The 20,660-nt window shown below is 56.9% G+C and carries 24 protein-coding genes and 4 pseudogenes; 15 read left to right on the top strand and 13 right to left on the bottom strand.

Annotated features, from left to right (window positions below; all coding sequences use genetic code 11):
- Nucleotides 1-66 precede the first annotated feature (66 nt).
- The 3 genes from C463_RS09735 to C463_RS09730 all read left to right on the top strand — a co-directional run bounded on the left by C463_RS09735 (nucleotide 67) and on the right by C463_RS09730 (nucleotide 2,011).
- Nucleotides 67-921: an IS1595 family transposase gene (locus C463_RS09735; protein WP_137695271.1), complete on the top strand. Its 855-nt coding sequence runs from the start codon at nucleotides 67-69 to the stop codon at nucleotides 919-921.
- Between the two features lie 469 nt (nucleotides 922-1,390).
- Nucleotides 1,391-1,543: a DUF7837 family putative zinc-binding protein gene (locus C463_RS19210; protein WP_008443224.1), complete on the top strand. Its 153-nt coding sequence runs from the start codon at nucleotides 1,391-1,393 to the stop codon at nucleotides 1,541-1,543.
- 54 nt (nucleotides 1,544-1,597) lie between these two features.
- Nucleotides 1,598-2,011: a TRAM domain-containing protein gene (locus C463_RS09730; RefSeq protein ID WP_193365864.1), complete on the top strand. Its 414-nt coding sequence runs from the start codon at nucleotides 1,598-1,600 to the stop codon at nucleotides 2,009-2,011.
- A 226-nt stretch (nucleotides 2,012-2,237) separates the two neighbouring features.
- Here C463_RS09730 and C463_RS09725 read toward each other — a convergent pair whose 3' ends face one another.
- On the bottom strand, nucleotides 2,238-3,125 hold the full coding sequence (locus C463_RS09725; protein WP_008443210.1) for an SDR family NAD(P)-dependent oxidoreductase: 888 nt from the start codon (nucleotides 3,123-3,125) through the stop codon (nucleotides 2,238-2,240).
- Complete coding sequence (locus tag C463_RS09720) at nucleotides 3,122-3,514, bottom strand: hypothetical protein (protein ID WP_008443209.1); 393 nt, start codon at nucleotides 3,512-3,514, stop codon at nucleotides 3,122-3,124. The genes C463_RS09725 and C463_RS09720 overlap by 4 nt, the downstream gene beginning before the upstream one ends.
- A 102-nt stretch (nucleotides 3,515-3,616) precedes the next feature.
- Between C463_RS09720 and C463_RS18625 the strand changes: the two are divergent.
- Nucleotides 3,617-3,718 (top strand): annotated as a pseudogene (locus tag C463_RS18625) (IS6 family transposase); the annotation flags it as partial.
- Here the strand turns inward: C463_RS18625 and C463_RS09715 are convergent.
- Nucleotides 3,715-4,167: a hypothetical protein gene (locus tag C463_RS09715; protein WP_239638880.1), complete on the bottom strand. Its 453-nt coding sequence runs from the start codon at nucleotides 4,165-4,167 to the stop codon at nucleotides 3,715-3,717. The pseudogene C463_RS18625 and the gene C463_RS09715 sit on opposite strands and share 4 nt — an antisense overlap.
- On the bottom strand, nucleotides 4,167-5,000 hold the full coding sequence (locus C463_RS09710; protein WP_008443207.1) for a ParA family protein: 834 nt from the start codon (nucleotides 4,998-5,000) through the stop codon (nucleotides 4,167-4,169). Before C463_RS09710 ends, C463_RS09715 begins: the two co-directional genes overlap by 1 nt.
- Nucleotides 5,001-5,399: 399 nt before the next feature.
- On the opposite strand from C463_RS09710, the gene C463_RS09705 reads away from it, so the two are divergent.
- Entirely contained in the window at nucleotides 5,400-5,630 is a 231-nt protein-coding gene (locus tag C463_RS09705) for a hypothetical protein (RefSeq protein ID WP_049905779.1), read from the top strand.
- Between the two features lie 414 nt (nucleotides 5,631-6,044).
- On the opposite strand, the gene C463_RS09700 is transcribed toward C463_RS09705, so the two are convergent.
- The 7 genes and pseudogenes from C463_RS09700 to C463_RS17680 form a co-directional block, all read right to left on the bottom strand.
- A complete protein-coding gene (locus C463_RS09700; protein ID WP_008443205.1) occupies nucleotides 6,045-7,439 on the bottom strand; it encodes a protein adenylyltransferase SelO in 1,395 nt (464 codons plus the stop codon).
- A gap of 103 nt (nucleotides 7,440-7,542) precedes the next feature.
- Nucleotides 7,543-7,692, bottom strand: coding sequence for a DUF7563 family protein (locus C463_RS20300; RefSeq protein ID WP_425493583.1), 150 nt, complete (start codon nucleotides 7,690-7,692; stop codon nucleotides 7,543-7,545).
- A 5-nt stretch (nucleotides 7,693-7,697) separates the two neighbouring features.
- Complete coding sequence (locus C463_RS09695) at nucleotides 7,698-8,561, bottom strand: 2-oxoacid:ferredoxin oxidoreductase subunit beta (protein WP_008443204.1); 864 nt, start codon at nucleotides 8,559-8,561, stop codon at nucleotides 7,698-7,700.
- 90 nt (nucleotides 8,562-8,651) lie between these two features.
- Nucleotides 8,652-8,858 carry a hypothetical protein gene (locus C463_RS19660; protein WP_239638879.1) on the bottom strand — a complete coding sequence of 69 codons (207 nt, stop codon included), beginning with the start codon at nucleotides 8,856-8,858 and terminating at the stop codon, nucleotides 8,652-8,654.
- A 204-nt stretch (nucleotides 8,859-9,062) separates the two neighbouring features.
- A complete protein-coding gene (locus C463_RS09690; protein ID WP_008443201.1) occupies nucleotides 9,063-9,392 on the bottom strand; it encodes a 4Fe-4S dicluster domain-containing protein in 330 nt (109 codons plus the stop codon).
- Between the two features lie 40 nt (nucleotides 9,393-9,432).
- A pseudogene (sufB, locus tag C463_RS09685) lies at nucleotides 9,433-10,954 on the bottom strand (Fe-S cluster assembly protein SufB).
- Between the two features lie 174 nt (nucleotides 10,955-11,128).
- Nucleotides 11,129-11,425: a hypothetical protein gene (locus tag C463_RS17680; RefSeq protein ID WP_008443198.1), complete on the bottom strand. Its 297-nt coding sequence runs from the start codon at nucleotides 11,423-11,425 to the stop codon at nucleotides 11,129-11,131.
- 182 nt (nucleotides 11,426-11,607) lie between these two features.
- Here C463_RS17680 and C463_RS09680 point away from each other — a divergent pair, with 182 nt between their 5' ends.
- On the top strand, nucleotides 11,608-12,408 hold the full coding sequence (locus C463_RS09680) for a sulfite exporter TauE/SafE family protein (RefSeq protein WP_008443197.1): 801 nt from the start codon (nucleotides 11,608-11,610) through the stop codon (nucleotides 12,406-12,408).
- Between the two features lie 105 nt (nucleotides 12,409-12,513).
- Here the strand turns inward: C463_RS09680 and C463_RS20295 are convergent.
- Together C463_RS20295 and C463_RS09670 are read right to left on the bottom strand one after the other, a co-directional pair.
- Nucleotides 12,514-13,298: pseudogene (locus C463_RS20295) on the bottom strand (SCO family protein).
- Nucleotides 13,299-13,394: 96 nt separating this feature from the next.
- A complete protein-coding gene (locus C463_RS09670) occupies nucleotides 13,395-13,898 on the bottom strand; it encodes a winged helix-turn-helix transcriptional regulator (protein WP_049905778.1) in 504 nt (167 codons plus the stop codon).
- 114 nt (nucleotides 13,899-14,012) lie between these two features.
- Here C463_RS09670 and C463_RS09665 point away from each other — a divergent pair, with 114 nt between their 5' ends.
- From C463_RS09665 to C463_RS09625, 9 genes and pseudogenes are all read left to right on the top strand, one after another.
- Nucleotides 14,013-14,372 carry a DUF7471 family protein gene (locus tag C463_RS09665; RefSeq protein ID WP_008443195.1) on the top strand — a complete coding sequence of 120 codons (360 nt, stop codon included), beginning with the start codon at nucleotides 14,013-14,015 and terminating at the stop codon, nucleotides 14,370-14,372.
- A gap of 188 nt (nucleotides 14,373-14,560) precedes the next feature.
- Nucleotides 14,561-15,190 (top strand): nitrous oxide reductase accessory protein NosL, encoded by a 630-nt coding sequence (locus tag C463_RS09660; RefSeq protein WP_049905776.1) that lies wholly within the window; start codon nucleotides 14,561-14,563, stop codon nucleotides 15,188-15,190.
- Between the two features lie 119 nt (nucleotides 15,191-15,309).
- Nucleotides 15,310-15,795, top strand: a complete 486-nt coding sequence (locus C463_RS09655; RefSeq protein ID WP_008443192.1) for a DoxX family membrane protein — start codon at nucleotides 15,310-15,312, stop codon at nucleotides 15,793-15,795.
- A 244-nt stretch (nucleotides 15,796-16,039) separates the two neighbouring features.
- Nucleotides 16,040-16,447, top strand: a complete 408-nt coding sequence (locus C463_RS09650) for a CopG family ribbon-helix-helix protein (RefSeq protein WP_049905347.1) — start codon at nucleotides 16,040-16,042, stop codon at nucleotides 16,445-16,447.
- A 132-nt stretch (nucleotides 16,448-16,579) separates the two neighbouring features.
- Nucleotides 16,580-17,602 carry an ABC transporter substrate-binding protein gene (locus C463_RS09645; protein ID WP_080510799.1) on the top strand — a complete coding sequence of 341 codons (1,023 nt, stop codon included), beginning with the start codon at nucleotides 16,580-16,582 and terminating at the stop codon, nucleotides 17,600-17,602.
- Nucleotides 17,602-18,444, top strand: coding sequence for an ABC transporter permease (locus C463_RS09640; protein ID WP_008443189.1), 843 nt, complete (start codon nucleotides 17,602-17,604; stop codon nucleotides 18,442-18,444). Before C463_RS09645 ends, C463_RS09640 begins: the two co-directional genes overlap by 1 nt.
- Entirely contained in the window at nucleotides 18,435-19,223 is a 789-nt protein-coding gene (locus tag C463_RS09635; RefSeq protein WP_008443188.1) for an ABC transporter ATP-binding protein, read from the top strand. The genes C463_RS09640 and C463_RS09635 overlap by 10 nt, the downstream gene beginning before the upstream one ends.
- A 98-nt stretch (nucleotides 19,224-19,321) precedes the next feature.
- Nucleotides 19,322-19,732, top strand: a complete 411-nt coding sequence (locus tag C463_RS09630) for a CopG family ribbon-helix-helix protein (RefSeq protein ID WP_008443187.1) — start codon at nucleotides 19,322-19,324, stop codon at nucleotides 19,730-19,732.
- 190 nt (nucleotides 19,733-19,922) lie between these two features.
- Nucleotides 19,923-20,607: pseudogene (locus tag C463_RS09625) on the top strand (energy-coupling factor ABC transporter permease).
- Nucleotides 20,608-20,660: the final 53 nt, after the last annotated feature.

Raw genomic sequence — 20,660 nt, 5'->3', positions numbered from 1 at the left:
GCTGAGGTGACGGACGATCTCTTTACGGCGATCCCCAGACATAGCTACACATCAAACTCTACCTTCATAACTTCTACTAGGCACTATGAGCAGGTTCGCTGGCGCGATGGCATCTACTGCCCGCGCTGCCAGTCTGTGTCAGTGATCAAACACGGCAGCTACCGGGAGTATCAACGATATCTCTGTAAGGATTGCGACCGCACGTTCAACCCCAAGACCGGCACGATCTTCGCGCACGCGAAGATCGGCCTCGACAGGCTCTTGTTTGTGTTCTACTCGTTTCTCCGATTCAACACGAGTATCCGCCAGCTAGACGCTGAACTCAAGGTTTCGTATCGGTCGCTTCGCCGGCGCGTCGAGCAGTTCGCCAGAACGCTCGACGCGCCTACCCTCGATCTCGTTGGCCCGGTCGAAATCGACGAATTCTACATCTCTGCCGGGAAGAAAGGTCGCGAGCGCGACCGGGAGTCGCGCTCGCGTGGCCTCTCGAAACGCGGACGAGGAACGTACGAAGAGGACAAACCGCCAGTGTTCACGCTCGTAGATCGCGGCAGCGATCAGAAATACGTCGTGCCGGCGAAATCCGCTGATGAGGCAACCGTGCGACTCCTTCTCGACAATCACGAGAAGGAGTCGCTAACGGTCTACACCGACGGATTTCGATCCTACGATCCACTTGACGAGGATGAGGATTACCACCGAGAATCAGTGATTCACGGCGACGGTGAGTACGTTGATGGAGACGCCCACGTGAACTCGTGCGAGAGCCACGCGTCGCTGGCGCGACGGTGGCTCTCGCCGCATCGAGGCGTCTCAAAAGACAAACTGACTGCGTATCTCAGACCGTTCCAACTTCGACGACGAATTCTCCCCAAACCGGGCCGGGAAGCACTCAAAGAGATTGTCCAAGCAGTTCTCTGACTCACCAACAACGTACTTCACAAGAGCGACGTACAGAAAACCGGGGTTATCTGAACGCCTACATTAGGACTAATTCTAGGCCTAAATATAGGCCTGTACAGAGATGGCGAAAACGAGAGTCAGTCAGGGCGCGAACGGGCGGTACAAAGTGACGGTTCCGAAGGGGCTCGCCGAGGCGATGGACCTCGATGGAAAGAGGCTCGAGTAGAAGGTCAAATCGGGAAGCTCCCTAGAGGTGACAGTCGTCGATGAGTAAAGCACTCGCGTGGATCCGGAAGTCGGGTGACGATCGACCACAATCTTAACCAACAAAATAGAGAAAGAGCAGATGTTGGTTAATCAGACTGGTGGCCTACATCCACCGGAAACCTAGTGTGTTTGGCCCGCAAAGCCGCCAAAGGCTTAGGTTCAAGACCAGCAGATATCCATTTGGAGGGAACACTGTCACACGCTCCTTCCACCCCTTCGCATGAACGCTGACGAATCGTCCCTCGGTCGGTGTCCGAAATGTGGTGAGGATATATCCGAAGCATGGATCCTCGTTGAGTACGAGAAGGACGACGGCACAGAGGGCGTGTGGAGCGAGTGTCCGGCGTGTGAGAACGTTGTAGCGCCGGAGTAGGGAGACAGCAAGATAAAGTAATATTCGTCGCGTATGGGAGTGTACAGTCTATAAATGGAGATTTCAGATCAACTTCGGTGTCTGTTCTCAGGGAAAGTCGAAGAGCGGAACGGGTCATATGTGATCGAGATACCGGAACAAGAGCTCCGCCTGGGCGACCTAGAGGCGGACGAAACGTACCGTGTCGCTGTGTTGCAGTCACCTACCACCAGCGAAACTAACACTACTGACGCCGATCCACAGCCCGAGCAACCGTCACAGGCGCCCCCTGTCGAGGAGGGAGAACAACGCACTGTCGAAATCGAAGACATTGGTGACCAGGGCGACGGCATCACCCGTGTTGAGCGCGGGTTCGTCGTTATTGTTCCCGACACCAAACAGAGTGAGCGTGTCACTATCGAGATCACCGATGTACGCGAGAATGTCGCCTTCGCGGAAGTTGTCGACCGCGTTAGCTACTACGAGTAGTTTGCAGCGTTCATTCTCTTCGTCTGAGGACGGGGTCCGGGTAAGCGATACAGGACCTTCACTTATGTTGTTTCGTGGGGTTTGAGCTTGCTCTCAACGAGATAGGACACTTCACACAGGAAGAGGAATGAGTACAACTACAGAGTTGTACTAAGCCTCTATCTCTCCGATATACACCAATGACGGAGATACCGTGATCATCACTAATGCTAACGGTGAAAGCATCTTAGTTGGTCCTAGGCGTTGGCCAGTCGGGTGGAACGCCGACCAGCTCAGCACTCATTTCCCAGAGCCGCCGTCGCACCACTTGGTTCGTCGCCTCGGGTGTGGGATCTGCGGGGCCATCGCTGCCGACGTATTGGCCACTTACGGAGCCATACTGAGGGTCCACGAGAAGTGTTTGGAGGCGATCGGCGGCTGCCTGCTTTGAGGTGGCGACACCCGGAACCAGCCCGGCGATCCGAACCAGGAGCCGCGTTCGGAGCGATGCCTCGCGGAACAAGTCCGTCGACGGAACGAACCCTGGATGAACGCAGTTGACCGTGACCGCAGAGTCATCTGGGAGCCGGTCATCAAGTTCGATCGTGAACGCGATGTTCGCCAGCTTCGAGCGGGCATACGCGTCGAGTGAGTCGTACCCGTCCGTCAGTTGTAGGTCGTCGAAATCGAGTGTCGCCCGCCGATGAATGTCCGAGGCGGTAATGACAACACGCGGATTGGGTGCGTCACGGAGATGATCGAGCAGTTCGTAGATCAGGAGGTAGGGAGCTAGGTGGTTCACCGCGAGCGTGATCTCAATTCCGTCCGGACTCTCACGTCGTGACCCGACCGAGAGGCCGGCGTTGTGTGCGAGTACATCGATATGGTCGTACTCGTGTTTTACCGTTGCTGCGAGGGATCGGACGGTAGATTGGGACGCGAGATCGGCCTGATGGAACGCGATCGTTCCAGCAAGGTCACTGGACTGTTCTACGAGGGTGGCTCCCATCGACTCGTCGCGGCCGACGACTGCGACAGTCGCCCCTCGGTGTGCGAGGTCAACTGCTGCCACCCGTCCGAACCCGCTCGTTCCGCCGGTGAGAAGGATCGTGCGGTCGGAAAGATCATCGGTCATGACGCGTTTCGACGCTGACGGTCCAAAAGCGCGAGGAGCACGTACACAGCGCCGATCACGCGGACACCATCGGTGAGGTGTTCGTTCCACTCCACTGGCTCAGGGTCTTCGTACACGAGCGGCCCGGCGATTTGCTCGTAGAGTCGCGGGAAGAAAAACAAGACGGCACCAAAGACTCCGGTGACATTTATCAGCCACACGTAGAGGCGACCGCCACGAAGCGCAGCGAGCACAATGACGACGCCTTCCGCCCGAATAAGGGGGCTAAACCACGAATGGACGGTGTTTTCGTCAGGGTTCTCGACCACTACCGCCTCGAATACGTCGATGATCCGATCCGGAACGAGCGTCGTGAGAACGCCGAGCGAACCGAGAAACTGTCGTAGCATACGCAGTCGTTCTATCTGACGTAGCTTAAGAGCCGGTGCCAGTGAACTGACGGTGTTCAGATAAGGATTGAAAGGTGAGGCGGTGCGTTTTCAAAGTGATTCATGCCCGAAAACCCCCGCCTCAGCGGCTGTTCAGACGAGATCAACGTAGAGTTTGTGGAGCGAGAGGCAACGCCGAAGTTGTTGATGAAAATCAGTACTCAGTCGATGTCGTACCCCCACTCCCGGAGGATATCCGCGACCTCGTCGACGTGATTCATCCCGGCGAGGTAGGCAGCCTCCCGGGCGTCAGTGAGTTCAACATCGTCACCGAGTAGCTCCTCGAGGTTAGGCCGGAGCTCCCGGCGTTCTCGCTTCACGGTGTGCTCTGTGTAATGGATCGTCTTGTGGTCGCGGTCATCCTTCACCCCGTCCCGGCGGTGGATCCACGGCAGCGTCGAGGGCTCATCGGCTGGGTGGTCCGGGATACCAGGTGTCGCTGTTGATGTCGACGCCGGTGCTGGTGTCTCCGGCTCTTCTTTTTCGAACGGAGCGTTTTGCGCTTCTCTGCCAGCAGGTTCGTCGACGCGACCGTCGTCGTCAGCGTCATCTACATCAGTGTCCTCATCGGCAAAGGGGTCGTCCCCGCTGCCGGACTTCATCCCGTTCGCCATCAGGCCCTCACCTCCTCTAGGTGGCCGGCTAAGTCACGCAACTGGTCGAGCGTCTCCATCTCATGGTCGCGCTTCCGAGAGCGGTACTCGTCAACGTATGCGAACGCCGTTGTCTGCTCCGACCAGCACCCTTCGAACAGAGAGGCCCGCTCGCCGATCGCTACTGGGGCGTCGTAGCCAAGTTCGCTGATGCGCTTCAGATAGCGCTGCTGGTCAGTGGTTCGACCGACGCCGTTCGGCACGACCGCGAGGACGCCAACTGTCACGCCGACCGTTTTCTCAAAGCCGTGGACGACATCACGAAGGCCCTCGATAGATTGTATCCCCTTTCCTGTCGGTTCTAGGGGAATCACAAGTGAGCGTGTGGCACCAATCGCATTGTAGAGGTGTGGACCGGCGGTCGCCGGCGGGTCCACGACAATCGTGTCGTACTGATCGGGGATGCCCGCCTCTAGTAGCACTTGCCGCAGTTGGTCGTGGCGCTCGAACTCCTCGCCAAGGTCTTCCGCCATCGACGAGGCACGGCCGAGGAGGTCAGCAAGGTTCTCAAGCATATTGTGGCTGGGGACGAGGTCGAAGCCGTACTGCGTCTCGTGGATAAGGTCCTCGAAGTCACCCTTCGGCCGGTCGATAAGGTGTCGGGCAATGTTGTCCGCATCGCCGTCATCGCGATGAGCGTTGACTCCGAGTAAGTAGGTGAGAGAGCCGTTCTGCGGGTCGAGGTCGATGGCGAGGACATCACGATTGTGCTGGCTGTGCGCGTCGGCGAGGTTCGACGCGAGCGTGGTCTTCCCCACGCCGCCTGCTTCGCTGTAAGTCGTGTAGGCGAGCATAACTCACGTATTAGACTGCTCAGTTATAAATACCCGTCAGACATAATAAAGAGTACAACTAGTTGTACTAGCAAGTATAACCGTACGATGTGAAAGTGTACAACTGAAAAGTACAATTAGATAGACTAACTTATAGTACAGACTGCTCTAGTTTGAGAGTGGGTCACGCGTAGTCGTCGCGATGTACTGCGGTACAGCGAGCCGACGAAGATGCTGCTAAAGGTCGGCGACTGGGTGTAGTGATCTACATACCGAAGGTCGAGAGATCTAATACGGCCAATACGGTAGGTTCAACCGCGACAATATTGTCTAATCCGTACAATTAAGAGTTTTGGCAAAAATAAGTTTTTAGAAATAGAACTAAACTTTACTTTTAACAAGCTCGCATTTGATAATGCGATGGTAGTTGAAACAGCGGAACTCCAATCGGAACTCGAAGAGAAAGGCGAATTAATGCTCGAAGTTTCAGAGTTCGATGAACCGTTGGAGATGCACCTCCACGATTCAGAAATCGAGGACGGAGTTGTTAAAATTCAGCTGACAGATAGCGTCCTCACGTTCGACGTTAACGAAGTGGTTGCTGTGTGGCATCATACGCACTCACTTGCTGACTTCGGACTCGAGGACTAATTCTAGCAAATTAGCTCCTTGAGTACAATCTACTCTCCATAATAGCTGTTGGGATAAGTGGTACGGACTCGGTGAGATGCCGTCCCCGAACCACAAGGGGTAGCGAACCGCGGTGGGTCGCACGGTGATGACACAGAGTCCGAATGGGGTCTCGTTAACCGGGGCACAGCCCTCCGAGGGAGACAAACGATAGGTCCCATGGTGTGCCCCCGGTTCCCTCCGAGTGCGGATTGGAACCGAAAGGAGACGACCGTCCGGACTCGGTGGTCTGGTTCCCTCCCTTCAGGCAGAGGGGGGTCAAGAGTGTGTTTTCATGACGTTCGTTCACGTGTTACAGTACGTTGTATACTCGGCATCGAACTCTCGTGGGGGNCAGGCAGAGGGGGGTCAAGAGTGTGTTTTCATGACGTTCGTTCACGTGTTACAGTACGTTGTATACTCGGCATCGAACTCTCGTGGGGGTGGTTGTTGGAACTGCGAACGCATATCCTTTGACGTATAGGGGGTTTCCAACACGGTCAGTAACCGCTTGAATTTGGATAGCTCTCCAGTTTCGAGATACTCATCTAGTGACTCTTCAACTAGATAATTGCGGGGAATATACCGCGGATTGACCTCCTGCATCAACTCCTCATTCAGGCCGACCGCAGCCAACTTATCCCTCAGCTGCTCGAATTCCGCAGTTGTAAACACCGGGTCATCAAACGTCTTGGGTGCCTCTAATTCGAGGAATGTATTAGTGTAGTCTGCGTTCGTTTTACGAAGCCACTCCAAGAATTCATCGACGAGCTCTTCCTCGCCATCTGAGCCGATCCCCAACTTCTTCTGCATCATCGCGTAGTACTGCGCATCAAATCGATCCTCAAATTCGTCTAGCTTGGCTTCGAGTTCACCATACGTGAGCCCTGACTGTGAACACAGCGGTTGGAGTGCCTCCGCGAACCGCTCGAGATTCCACCGCAGGATGGGTCGCTGGTTTCCGAATGCGTATCTCCCGTGCTTATCGATTGAGCTGAAGACCGTCTCCTCGTCATAGTAGTTCATGAAGGCACAGGGTCCGTAATCAAAGGTCTCTCCATCGATACTCATGTTGTCCGTATTCATGACGCCATGGACGAATCCGACACGCAACCAGTCAACAACCATTTCGATCGCTGACTGCATGACTACATCGAAGAACTCCACATATGTACGATCGTTTTTGTGTAGCTGCGGGTAGTGCCTGTCAATTACATAGTCAGTGAACCGCTGTAGTTCGTCGGGTGCTCGGGCTGCGACGTACTGGAAGGTTCCGTACCGAATGTGGCTGTTCATTACTCGGACTAGGACGGCTCCGGGCTCTGTCCGGCGTCGGTTGACCGCGTCGTCAGTCTCGACGACCGCAAGACTTCTCGATGTCTTTATATTTAGATTTCGCATTGCATACGAGTACAGATACTCTCTGAGCATCGAGCTGACAGTTGCGTTTCCATCGCCTCTTCCGGAGTAGGGCGTTCGACCAGACCCTTTCAGTTGAATATCGTATCTACTCCCATCGTGTACGTGCTCGCCGAGTATCATCGCCCTCCCGTCGCCCAAGACCGTAAAACTCCCATACTGGTGGCCCGCATATGCTTGGGCGATCGGTTCTTCCAAGCGATCTTGACCTGCTAGCATCTCTACATCAAGCTTCGCTGTATCCAACCCGAGGTCAGCGCATAGCTCGTCGTTACGAACCACAATTTCGGGATGAGCGATACTCTTCGGTGTCACTCTCGAATACAGCTCCGAGTCTAACTCTTTGTAAGTCGTGTCAAATGAAAAGGTCATTTAGGTCATATAGTGTTCTTCGCTTGCTTTGATAATTTGTACGGCTCATCCCGCCCATGGGCGTGACAATACGAGTGAATAGGGCCCAATAGAGAGAGAATCTTCATATATCGTCTGTTCGCTGTCGTATTTCCTTTCCAATACCAGCATTGGGCGAGCAGGACGGGCATGCAAGAACGACGCCGTCCTTGTCGCCGAACACATGTGCAAACTGAGCAGAAATATGCTCGCCACAGGTAGCACAATCAGGCATGTGTATCAGTAGAACTCCCGAACGAGATTCGTTGCATTGTCCGGAGCTCCGTCGGGTATGACCGCCATATTGTCTGAGAGCCCTTCACGCTCTTCGTAGGCAACCGAGTGCTCGTCCTGATAGAGTACACCCTGGTACTCTTTATTTCCATCCATAATCATGTCTGTAGCGTCATCGTAAGCCGTCGGATCGTGGTCTGTCTCGTCGAGATCGACAATCGTGTCTCGGAAGTAGTCGTAGGTATCGACGTCGTTGAACGTCACACAAGGGCTGTAGACGTTGACGAAGCCGAACCCGTCGTGTTCGACGGCTTTCTGAACGATCTCGGTGTGGCGCTGGCTGTCCGAACTGAACGACTGGGCAATGAACGTCCCGCCGGCAGCCAGCGCGAGCGCAAGTGGGTTGACCGGCGGCTGTTTCGGCCCTTCGGGCGTCGTCGAGGTTTCGAAGTCCTCACGCGATGTTGGCGAGGCTTGCCCCTTTGTGAGGCCGTAGATGCGGTTGTCCATGACGACATATGTCATATCGACGTTGCGACGGACCGCGTGGATGAAATGGCCAGCGCCAATCGAGTAGCCATCTCCGTCGCCGCCGGCGACCATCACTTCGAGGTTCGGATTCGCTAGCTTCGCCCCGATTCCCACGGGAAGGGCGCGACCGTGAACGCCGTGGAGTGCGTAGCTGTACATATAGGTCCCGATCTTCCCGGAACAGCCGATCCCTGCGACGACGAACGTGTTGTCCGGGTCGTTCCCGGTGTTCGCGAGGGCTTTCATCATCCCGTTCATGGTGCCGAAATCCCCGCAACCGGGACACCACGTTGGCTGCTTGTCGGATTTGAAGTCAGTGAATCTGATGTCAGTACTCATCCCCTTACCGTCCCCCTTCGACCGTATGTAAGAGGACATCCTTCGAGCCGATGCTCGCGGGTGTCGGTCGTTGCGTAATCTGGCTTGGTATCATGCTTTCGAGTTCGTGACTGTCGCGATATCGACGTCTGTTATTCCCTGTGCTTCGATTTTGGCCTTCACTGCTGGTGGGAGCGTTTCCAGTGTCTCGTCAACTTGTGGGTTAATCGGTACGCCGTCAACTTTGATCGCAACCAACTTGCCACGGCGACCGTGTGCAGCGACTTCGAATTCGAACGGTCGGTCACGTTCATCCACACTGTGGACCCAGACTTTCGCGAGCCCGTTTGCACTCTCCCAGTGAACGCTGTTGACGACGGTGAGACTGCCAGCCGGCGGAACGCAAGAGGAGCCGCATGCTGGGCACTGTGCGCAATGTGGACTCTTACCGATATAGGTATACTCTGCCCCGCACCGGTAGCACTGGAGTGGGAGGGTCATAAGTGGTTCCTCAATCATCCCTCACAGGCGCCCCGCTCGTCCGGGATCGACATCGATGGCGTCGACGGGACACACGTCGACACAAAGCATGCAGTCGATACACTGTGTCTCGTTAATCGGATCGGCTTTGATGTCGCTCTCGGGGTGCCCCGGTGTATCCGTCCACTCGAACACGTCGACGGGACAGTCCTCGAGGCAGGCACCGTCGGCCATACAGATATCGAAGTCGACAGCCACGTGTGTGCCGTGGATTCCCTGCTGTTCCGGTTCGTCGACTGGCCCCCAGACTCGGTGCCCCTCGTGTTTCTCAGCGACATCGCGGTTCGCTTCGAAGTGTGGATCGATAGCCATGAGAATTTCTCGATAAGGGTGGCGTAGTCCAGACGAACTACTATCCGAGCGAGCCCTCCATCTCGAGTTCGACGAGCCGGTTGAGCTCGACGGCGTACTCGATGGGTAACTCTTCGGTGATCGGTTCGATGAACCCGGAGACGATCATCTGTTTGGCGTCGTCGTCGTCGAGGCCGCGCGACTGGAGGTAGAAGATGTCCTCGTCGCCGATCTTGCCGACGGTCGCCTCGTGGGCGACGTCGACTTTCGACTCGTTGATCTCCATGTACGGCATCGTGTCCGACGTCGACTCGTTGTCGAACATCAGCGCGTCGCACTCGACGGCCGTCGAGGAGTTTTCGGCGCCGTCCGCGATGTGGACGAGCCCGCGGTAGTTCGTGCGGCCGCCGTCCTTCGCGATCGACTTCGATTCGACGGTGGACTTCGTGTCAGGTGCGTTGTGGTACACCTTCGCGCCGGTATCGATGTCTTGGCCCTCGCCCGCGAAGGCGATAGTAATGTGATTGTCGGAGGCGCCACGGCCCTTCAGGATCGTCGAGGGGTACAGCATTGTCGCCTTCGAGCCCATCGATCCGGAGATCCACTCCATGCGCCCGCCCTTCTCGGCGATGGCACGCTTCGTGTTCAGGTTGTACGTGTTCTTCGACCAGTTCTGGACGGTCGAATATTGGACGTGGGCGTCCTCGTCGACGAACACTTCCACGCCGCCACAATGGAGATTGAATTTCGAGTACTTCGGGGCGGAACAGCCCTCGATGTAGTGGACTTCGGAGCCTTCCTCGGCGATGATGAGTGTGTGCTCGAACTGGCCCATCCCCTCGGAGTTCATCCGGAAGTACGCCTGGACCGGCATGTCGACGGTGGTGTTCTCCGGNGATGATGAGTGTGTGCTCGAACTGGCCCATCCCCTCGGAGTTCATCCGGAAGTACGCCTGGACCGGCATGTCGACGGTGGTGTTCTCCGGCACGTAGACGAACGAGCCGCCGGACCAGATCGCGCCGTGAAGCGCCGCGAACTTGTTGTCGCTCGGGGGGACACACTTCGTCATGAAGTGCTCGCGGACGATCTCCTCGTGCTCTTGGACGGCCTCGTCCATGTTACAGAAGATGACGCCCTTCTCCTCCCAGCGCTCCTGCATGTTCTGGTAGACGACTTCCGACTCGTACTGGGCGCCGACGCCGGAGAGCGCGTTCTTCTCGGCCTCCGGGATGCCCAACTTGTCGAAGGTGTCCTTGATGTCGTCCGGGAGCTCCGTCCAGTCATCGACGCCGGCACGAACGTCGACGTCCGGCCGAATGTAGGGGACTATCTCGTCGACGTCGACCTCGCTCAGGTCTGGCTGGCCGGGCCAGTCGGTCGGCATCGGCATCTCCTGGAACTGTTCGAGCGCGCGCAGGCGCCGCTCCAGCATCCACTCCGGCTCGTCTTTGTCCTCCGAGATGACGCGGACCGTCTCCTCGGTGAGCCCCTTCTCGCTTTTGAAGGCGGATTTCTCCTCTTTTTTGAACTCGAAGCGGGCCTCAGTGTTCGTCTCCTTGAGGTCGTCTTGTTTTGAACTCATCAAAGTATTCTTCAGAGACTACGAATATAAGTGTGGTGCGCTGGAACACTCGTTAGTAACTTATAATGGTTTCTTTAACAAAACTGGATAACTTTGTGTAGTTTAATTTGGTTTCTCTACCTAGTAGAATTTAACACGTGGCGAGAGGGCTCTTCCGTATAAACGGGGTTGCTATCACTCGTTATCGAGAACGACTCGACAGCATTCAATCGCCGCTTCGATGTGGCGGTCGGCGACGGCATCGTCCGTTTCGTCAGCCGACTCAAGCAGTGTAGCAACTTGCCGAACCCGTTTCTGTCTGGTTTGGGTGTCAAGATTATCACTAGTAGCATCGCGAGCGACGGCTTCAGCCTCTCCGAGCCATCGGTTCGTCGCTGGCGGGACTGGGCGATCTGCGGTCGCAGTTAGATGGGCCGCCAGTGCGTCGACCGCAGCCCGCGGCTCGGTTGGGATGTCGATTTCGTCTGTCATTGTTGGTGTATTCGCATCCACTGTCAAGAATTGTTGCGCCAAGCTACACTCCAGATGCTTGCGAGCGTCTCTAGTCTAGCACGACCTCTTGTTCGCCTATCGTAACATGTCCGCGGTATCTGTCTGGGCTTGTTCGAGAGACACACCAGACGACACAAACCCATGCGCAACCGAGAACGACTATGATCGAGTCGCTCCTCCGTATTGACGTCGTACTCTTCGTTCTCATCGGCGTGCTGGGCGGCGCACACTGTATCGGGATGTGCGGTCCACTTGTGACGATGTACTCGAAGCAGATGACGCCGCAGCCTGACGGCGGGACGGTGACAGCCAACGACGGGCGTGCCGGTCATCTCACAACCTACGAGGTTCGCCAGCACTTCCTGTTCAACGTCGGCCGGGCGACGACGTACGCGATTTTCGGGGCCCTCTTTGGTGCGCTTGGGAGCGTCGTGTTCGTCACCGCCGACCAGCTGACACCGATCGCTGATCTCCTGCGGGGTGCTGTCGGCCTCGCGGTAGGGGGATTCATTGTGGCGACGGGCGTTCGGTACGTCATTGGTGGAAGCGGAGGCGATATTCGTATCCCTGGCGTCCAGCGCGTCACGTCGTGGCTCGCAACGAGAGTCCATCGGCACGTGAACAGCCCGAGTATTGTTGGGCTCGGCGCCGTCCACGCGTTTCTTCCCTGCCCGATGCTGTATCCCGCGTATCTGTTCGCCTTCGCGAGCGGCTCCCCTGCCACTGGCGGAATCGCCCTCGGTGCTCTCGGTATTGGGACGATTCCAGCCGTCTTCCTCTATGGGACCATTATCCAGTCGATCGACGTTGCCCACCGGCGACGCGTTCATCGGCTGCTCGGTGTGGGGTTCGTCGTGCTGGGGTACGTGCTGCTCGCGCACGGGCTGATGGCGCTCGGTGTTCACCTCCCGCATCCGATGTTCCCGCATTACCAGCCTCTCGGGGGTGCGATGGGGCACTAACCGAGTACTGGTCACATTTCGCTGGCTCGATACAAGCGACGGGCTCCAATCAACAACTACGATGCGGAAAATGACAGTAGCTGGCCTCCTAGAACCCAAGAACTGTCACGCGGTGGCCACTCGTTCGAGGTCGTCGACGAGCCGGTCGATGTCGGTTCGCGGGCCCCGTGGGTACGCCCGCTCGATGATCCCTTGCTTATTGGCAAGAATGATGAGCCCATAGTGCGGGAAACGGTACTCTAGATTCTCGATGTCATCTGCTGGTTGCTTCTCGATCTTCAGACCGAAGTGCTCGTCGTGTATCTCTTGGGCCCGCTCGTAGGTCTCTGTCCGGAGGAAGTGCCAGTTACCCGCGTCGAGGTCAACCCCTTGCTGGCCGGCGTACTCACGGAGGACCTCGGCGGTGTCCCGCTCGGGATCGAACGTGATGGGGAGAAACGCGACTTGGTCGCTGTACCCCGCCTCAGCGGCGGCCTCCTGTCCGCGACGAAGCCGGAGAATGAGTGCGGGACACACCCCATCCGGACAGTTGGTGTAAAATGATGTCCACAGCNCCCCGCCTCAGCGGCGGCCTCCTGTCCGCGACGAAGCCGGAGAATGAGTGCGGGACACACCCCATCCGGACAGTTGGTGTAAAATGATGTCCACAGCACCGCGCGCTCGCCCTCGAACTGGGCCGTCGATATCTCCTCACCGTGGATCGGGTCGGGGACAGTAAACTCGGGCATGTTGTCACCGTAGCTCGGGAATGACGCCTCGCTGAGGTCTCTCTCCGGCGGTCCGAGAATGGTTCCTTCGGCGCCACTACTGCCAAGGACACCAAGACAACCGGCAGTGCCGGCGGTGACTCCCGCGACGCCAGCGGTTTTACAGAAACTCCGTCGGTCCATACGTTCGCGTATCGGTCCCGCGGTTTTGAGGTATCTGGTGTGACCTTCGAATGCGCCACTCCCGTCCGATCCGGGCGGGTCCAGCCAGTCAGCGCCTCATTCAAACAGGTTGTCGACAGTCCGGATGAACCGGTCGACGATCCGGTCTGGCAGCGAGGGCGACACCACATCAAGCAACTCAGCTGTGTGTTCCGGGCGGGTTAGCGTGATCGTCATCGGACGGTCGTCGGACTTCGTCACGATCCCAGCGTCGCTGAGGGTCGAGACGTGCCATGAGACCGTGCTTCGTGAGAGATCCAATTCTGTGGCAAGTGTCTCTGGACGACGAGGGCCGTCCGCATGGAGTCGCAACACGATCTCGCGGGCGGTCTCACGTCGAAGGAACGCGAGCGCGCGTCGTTCCCACAGGTCGAAGGTGGGAACGAAGTAGTGAGCCCGACCAGCGATCCGCTCGACGATCAACTCCCCGTCGTTCACTAGTCGTCGGAGATGATACTGCGCCTGTCCGGTGGCGATGTCCAGATCGCGTTCCACCTGGTTGAAGTGGATACCAGGCGTCTCGCGGACGTGTCGTTGCACTCGATCTCTGGTCGTCGCCATCGTGAGTATTCGCCCGTAATCGGCTGAGAGATAAAACCTGTCGGGGGCTTTCCTCCCATGAGAACGTTTCGCCCCGTGTCTTCTTATCACTCCCAACGAATACTGGCCAGTGTCGTGATCGCGTCGCTCATCGTTCAGGCCGTCTTCTCGGCTCTCGTGCCATTGACCGTTCAGGGGTCGCCCGTACTGCTGACCGTCATCGCGTGTGCCGGAATCGGAACCAGCGCGCTCTTCGTCGTGAGCCTCGTCGCGTATCGACGCCGCCAGACCGGCCAGTACCGACTGATGAGCGCCGCGGTTGGGGTGCTTGTTCTACGGTCACTAATTGGCGCTGGGACTGTTCTCGGAGCTGTTCCGATGCCGGTTCACCACTTCGTCGAACACAGCCTTGACTTCCTGATCGCTGCGATGATCCTCTACGCTGTGTACGCCCACGCCCCGGGTTCACTTGGTGAGGATGTCACAAGCGACTAGCTTGGCTGAGCTCTAAGGAACCCGATCTCAGTGTATACTAATCTGTGCCCGACATCGTCCACACAGGACTAATCTAGGCGCTAGTTGATCGGGAGCGAACCTCTCCTGTGAGTGATTTATGTCCTATGGCAAACGTCGTTTGACAGTCACACCAGAACCGTATTGACTCTATATAAAGAAATACAGCTATGAAATCTGAACCTGACTCGCATTTGGTATCGCGTCGACAGGTCGTTCATACAGTCGGCTTGGGAGTCGTAATTGGAACGGCTGGCTGCGTTGGGGGATCCTCTGGTTCAAGTCTTGAACCAGTGGATTTGTCGGGTCAAAAGACAGACTATCAAGGTGGAATGGTGATCGGAGACCATGGAGGCCCTAATGGGCAGGTGTTCTACACCGATACAGAACCCGAGCCCAGACAGGGCCCCGTCCAAGGCTCCGAAGGAACTGAGAACCTTGCTTGGTTTCACACGCTCGCACATGGCCTCTTCCCGTACCATCTTAATCTGGTAGCTGACGGCGCGGAGGCGACCGCGGTATACGTCACGGACTACTCCCGTGTTGACTGGGAGATCCCTGAAGACACTGAGCGAAAGAAGATGCCAGCACCGACCGCCCCCGATACATTCGCCGATGCCACGGGCCTCAGATACGTCATCGAATCGGATGTAATGGGTGGAATGGGGCCAGATCTCATGCCGTTCTCGGAACCCAGCGAAGCTGAATCGTTCGCTGATAATTACGGCGGACGGACGATCGGGTACGACGACATTGATCGGTCACTCGTTGATGGAATCCAGATGACTGGGATGAACTAATTGACCCTTCTCATAGTGGGGATAGTGAGAATCACACAAGTTCTAGTCAAAGAATCTGACACGGTCGATCAAGAGCTAGAAGCCTTTTGTCCGGCAAAATCGTAGCTATTACACACGCGATGGCAACCTCAGAAAACGAATCGAAAGACACGATAACCGCGTACCGGGATCGGTTGGACGCACTCGACGCGACACTCGCATCGAAAATGGACCGTTGGAGCGTCCCAGCATTGCGAGCCGCTGTCGGAGCGGTGTTCATCTGGTTCGGCGCACTCAAAGTACTCGGCGTCTCGCCGGCCGGTGACCTCGTCGCCTCAACGGTGTACGTTCTTCCGCCTGAGTTTTTCGTCCCGGTACTTGGTGTGTGGGAAGTGATCATCGGAATCTGTCTGCTCTATCCACCGCTTACGCGTGTTGGATTGCTGCTGTTGGCACTCCAACTTCCGGGTACGTTCCTCCCGATGGTACTGCTGCCTGAAGTTGTCTATACCACGTTCCCGTACGGGTTAACGGTCGAGGGTCAGTATATTGTAAAGAATCTCGTAATCATTGCCGGCGCACTCGTTCTGGGAAGTACCGTCAGGGACGAATCTGTGTCGGCATGAATCAGAAAACTAACTGCTTGTGCTGAACTGCGAATTTTGAGCCAGAGCTGATGATGTCGAGACGTTCTGCTTCTCTATCAGAGGAACCTCGATCGGCGACCAGCGAATAAAAATAATAAATCTTAATATATTCTACCGGCTAGATTGATATATGAGCGTAGTAAGCGTCTCAATGCCTGAGGAATTGCTTGAGCGGATTGATCAGTTTGCCGACGACCACGGATACACTGGTCGGAGNGTCTCAATGCCTGAGGAATTGCTTGAGCGGATTGATCAGTTTGCCGACGACCACGGATACACTGGTCGGAGTGAGGTACTTCGGGAGGCGAGTCGGAACCTCATGGGTGAATTTGAGGACAAGAAACTCGAAGGGCGCGAACTGATGGGAGTGGTTACCGTATTATTCGACTACGAAACGACGACCGTCGAAGAGAAAATGATGCACCTTCGCCACGAATACGAGGACATCGTCGCTTCGAATTTCCATAGTCACGTTGGCGGACACCACTGTATGGAACTGTTTGTGCTCGAAGGGTCTCTCGAAGAGATCTCGGCGTTTGTTGGGAAGATTCGAGCCACTAAGGATACTCTCACAATTGATTACTCTGTCTCACCGGTAGATGATTTCAGCCCGCTGGCCGATCTGAGCTGATTCTGTTCTACTGTTCTCGCCGAATTCACGTTGATTATAGCAACATCTGAGGACTCTATCTATCTTCGGTATTAATCTTATTTAGCAAAATCACAGCAATTATTATAATCTAAATTTGAATTATCAACACAGATGGTTCACATCTCGCGCCGAAGACTCCTCCAGACGGGCACAGCCACTATTGCTGCGACGGGAATTGCTGGCTGTCTCGGTCAGGGCGGTAGTTCCCTCGATTCAGTCACGGTAGCGTACGTCCCAATTTATCCTAACATGCAGCACTACGTGATGGATCAAGAGGGGTACTACGAGAACGTTCAGACAGACGTCACAATAGAGCGGTTTAGCTCCGGCCCCAGTGTAGTCAAGGCATTTGCGAGTGGGGATGTCGACGTTGCGCTCTTCGGGATTACTCCCGCGATGGTTCTCGCTGACAAAGGGACCAATGCCAGTATCCTCGCCGCGAACTCGAGGAATGGTTTCAAGATCATGGGGACCTCTGAACTCGTCAGTCTTTACGAACAAGAAGGGCCAGCCATGTTCGAGCGCTTCGAGCAGGAGTACGGTCGCAAGATACGATTCGGTGCCCCACCGGACGGGAGCGTTCCCGACATTGTTCTTCGATACTGGATTCAGGAGGACTTAGACGCCGGAGAGATGGATTCCGCAATCAACAAGTCGAAAGTTCCGCCAGCGAAGGCGGTCCAGACAATCCAGTCTGGCGATATCGACGCGACGATCATCCAGGAACCGTTCGCAACGATCATCGGCCTGGATGACGGCTTCGGCGAACTCGCCTGGTCCGGAAACATCTTCGAAGACCATCCGGTCACGGTGCTGTTCGCGAACCAGCGAGTGCTCGACGACAGCGAAGTCGCCCAATCGCTGGTCGAACAGCACATGGCTGCGACCGAGTTCACGGCAGACTCACCGGACACAGCCGCCGCCCACGCCGCCTCGGTGATCGGCTCTGGGGTGAGCGAGGACCTCGCGAAGGCCGCGATGGACTCAGGGGCGTCCGAGTTCATCTCGGACCCGCACGCCATCACCGATCAGGCCGCGACGATGGGTGAGTTCGTCGCGAACGTCGGCAATATCGAAGAACCGGTCGCAACTGAGGACCTGTTCGCGTTCGACCCCTACGACGCACTCCAGTAATGGCCACGCAGACCGATACCAGTTCCAGCGCGGTCGTCACCGGTAGCTTCGAGGGTGACCTGCGGCGGTATCTACGCGGCTTGGGCGGTCTCCTCGTGTTTCTCCTCGTCTGGTGGGTCGGCGCGATGACGACCCAGCCGTCGTATCTGGTGCCGGGCCCGCTCGAGTCGGTGCGCGCGTTCGTCGACCTGTTCGCGACCTCGACGGCGATCGTCGTGCCCATACTGGGGTCGAGTCTCGTACTGCCGACCGGGCTCGCCCACCTCGCACAGACGTTGTTTCACTATGTCCCTGGCCTACTCCTCGGTGCAGGCTGTGGGATCGGACTCGGACTGACGATGGGGTGGAACGGAGCACTCGATGACTGGCTCCGGCCGCTCGTCCGGGTGCTGCGGCCGATACCACCACTAGCGTGGATCGTCTTCGCCATCGTCTGGTTCGGCATCCACCACACCGGCGCGGCGTTCATCGTCTTCGTCGGAGCGTTCTGGATCAACTTCTACGGGGCGTATGGGGGCGTCGAAGGCGTCTCTGGCGAGCTGACTGATGCCGCGTCGACCCTCGGTGTTGAGCGCGACCTCTCGATGTTGAAACTCGTTGCCCTCCCGAGCGCTGCTCCACAGGTGTTGACTGGATTCCGGACGAGTATCGGTCGCTGCTGGATGATCGTCGTCGGCGCCGAGCTGTTCGGTGCGCCCGGCGTCGGCTACGAGATCATCAACGCCTCGAACAACCTCGCGATGGCGACCAGCGTCGCGTACATGTTCCTGATCAGCCTGGCCTTCCTCTGTATGGACGTCGGGTTCCGACTGCTCGAACGGAGGGACCTCGCATGGCGCTGAGTTCGGACTCGTCGACCGGTCGAGACTCACGTGAGAAGATCACTATCCAGAACGTCAGCCGCTCCTACGAGTCGACGCAAGCGCTCGCAGACGTCTCGTTCTCGGTGGCAGAGGGCGAGTTCTGCTGTGTCGTCGGTCCCTCGGGGTGTGGGAAGACGACGCTGTTGCGGGCAATCGCCGGACTTGACGACCCGGACGGTGGCTCGATACTGGTCGGGGGCGATCCGGTTACTGGTCCCGGATTGGACCGGGGTATGGTCTTTCAGGAGTACGCGCTATTCCCCTGGCGAACCGTCCGCGGGAACATCCGGTTCGGCCTCGACCGGCCCGCGTGTGACTGCCCCGACTGCGAAGCGCGGGTCAAAGAGTTGGTCGACTTGGTGGGACTCGACGGCTTCGAGGACGCGTACCCGAAAGAGCTGTCCGGCGGTATGAAACAACGGGTCGGGATCGCTCGCGCTCTTGCCGTCGACCCGGAGATCCTCTTGATGGACGAACCGTTCGGCAGCGTCGACGCTCGAATGCGGGATCGCTTACACGGTGAATTACTCGATATCTGGACACAGACCGAACAGACCGTCGTGTTTGTCACGCACGATATCGACGAGGCAGTGACACTCGCTGATCGCGTGATCGTCATGGATGCCGACCCGGGAACCGTACAATCAACGTTCTCCATTGATCTAGAACGCCCACGTGGACGGACCGCCCGCGACTTCGTGGACCACGTCGCACAGATTAGGGATGAGCTCGGGAGTCCTGTCGAGACTAGCCACTGAGACGCTCTCACAGCAGAGTTATTAATTTATTTTCTTTAGACCGCCATATCTATTATACACGAGTCAAATTTTAATACATACCCATCGTGAGCTCCTCGATGACAGAGCGACTCCGAGAAGATCTCGATACGTTTGCGGAAGAACACGGCTACACCGGCCGGAGTGAGGTGATTCGTGAGGCCTGTCAGTCACTGCTCGAGGAGTATCAAGAGAGCGATTACGAGGACCGGCGGGTGTTGACGACGGTCACTGCGGTCTTTGGATACGACGAGCCGGAGATTGAACGCCGAATGATGGATATCCGCCATGAGTTCGAAGGGTCCATCCGGTCGAACTCGCATAACTGCCTCCGAGAGAACGCCGGCTGTGTCGAGACGTTCGTCGTCGAAGCCGCGTATCAAAACGTTCTCCATTTTATCGGCACCGTTCGAGGGGTGGACGAGTCTGTCTCGGTGGAATACACTGTCGTGCCCGTCGACCGAAACGGCACAGAAGCGAGCGATACGTAGGCTCGGCATCGCTGTCACCGGCACGCGTGTCCGTGCTTTGGATTAAACCGCAAACTCACCTTACGTTTTTCTTATTATGTTTTTCTATCCTAGCACAGCAAAGTTATTATATCTAAGTCTATAATTGCCAAACAGACATGCCGCACATCCACCTTGGAGAGGGGTCGTTCCCCCTCTGGGCGCTCGTGCTGTGGACGCTGATCGGTGCTGGACTAATCTCTACTGTGGTCTACCGGATACNCTTGGAGAGGGGTCGTTCCCCCTCTGGGCGCTCGTGCTGTGGACGCTGATCGGTGCTGGACTAATCTCTACTGTGGTCTACCGGATACGGAAAGGTGGAATAAAGACACACCAGATCGCACTCGCAGGTATTGGCGCGGCTGCGAGCTTTGCCGTCTTCCAGCTTAACATTCCAGTGTGGGGCGGAATTCACATGAATCTCACCGGGCTCGTGGGTATCATCGCCGGACCGCTTCTCGGCGCGCTCGTCGCGCTGGTCGTCAACATCTTTTCGGCGGCGCTCGGACACNATCAACGCCAGCGAAGCGATCGTCGCCTACTACGCGTTCAAGACGCTGATGGGGATGGAGTGGGACGTCTTCCCCGCCAGCGCGAGTGCCGCGACACTCGGCCTCTCAGTGGGGTCGTTCCTGATGGGGGCAATCATCGTCATCAGCGGGGTTAACGGGAGCGCGCTCCCGCGTGGTGACCTGCTAATCGCCGTTGGTGGACTCTCCGCTCTCAACCTCGGTGTCGCAGTCGTTGAGGGGCTGCTTACGGGACTTATCGTCCAGTTCTTGGCTTCTGTCCGCCCCGACCTCGTCGGACTTACTGACCGTGACACTCGCGATGAGCCCTCGGGGGTGACAGCCTGATGCAGCGCTGGAAGCAGTACGGTAGCATGGCTGCCGTCTTCTCGGCGTTCCTC

The organism is Halorubrum californiense DSM 19288 (assembly GCF_000336875.1).
Classification (GTDB): domain Archaea; phylum Halobacteriota; class Halobacteria; order Halobacteriales; family Haloferacaceae; genus Halorubrum; species Halorubrum californiense.
The sequence above is the reverse complement of the archived record's forward strand: the minus strand, read 5'-3'. Positions and strand labels throughout refer to the sequence as shown.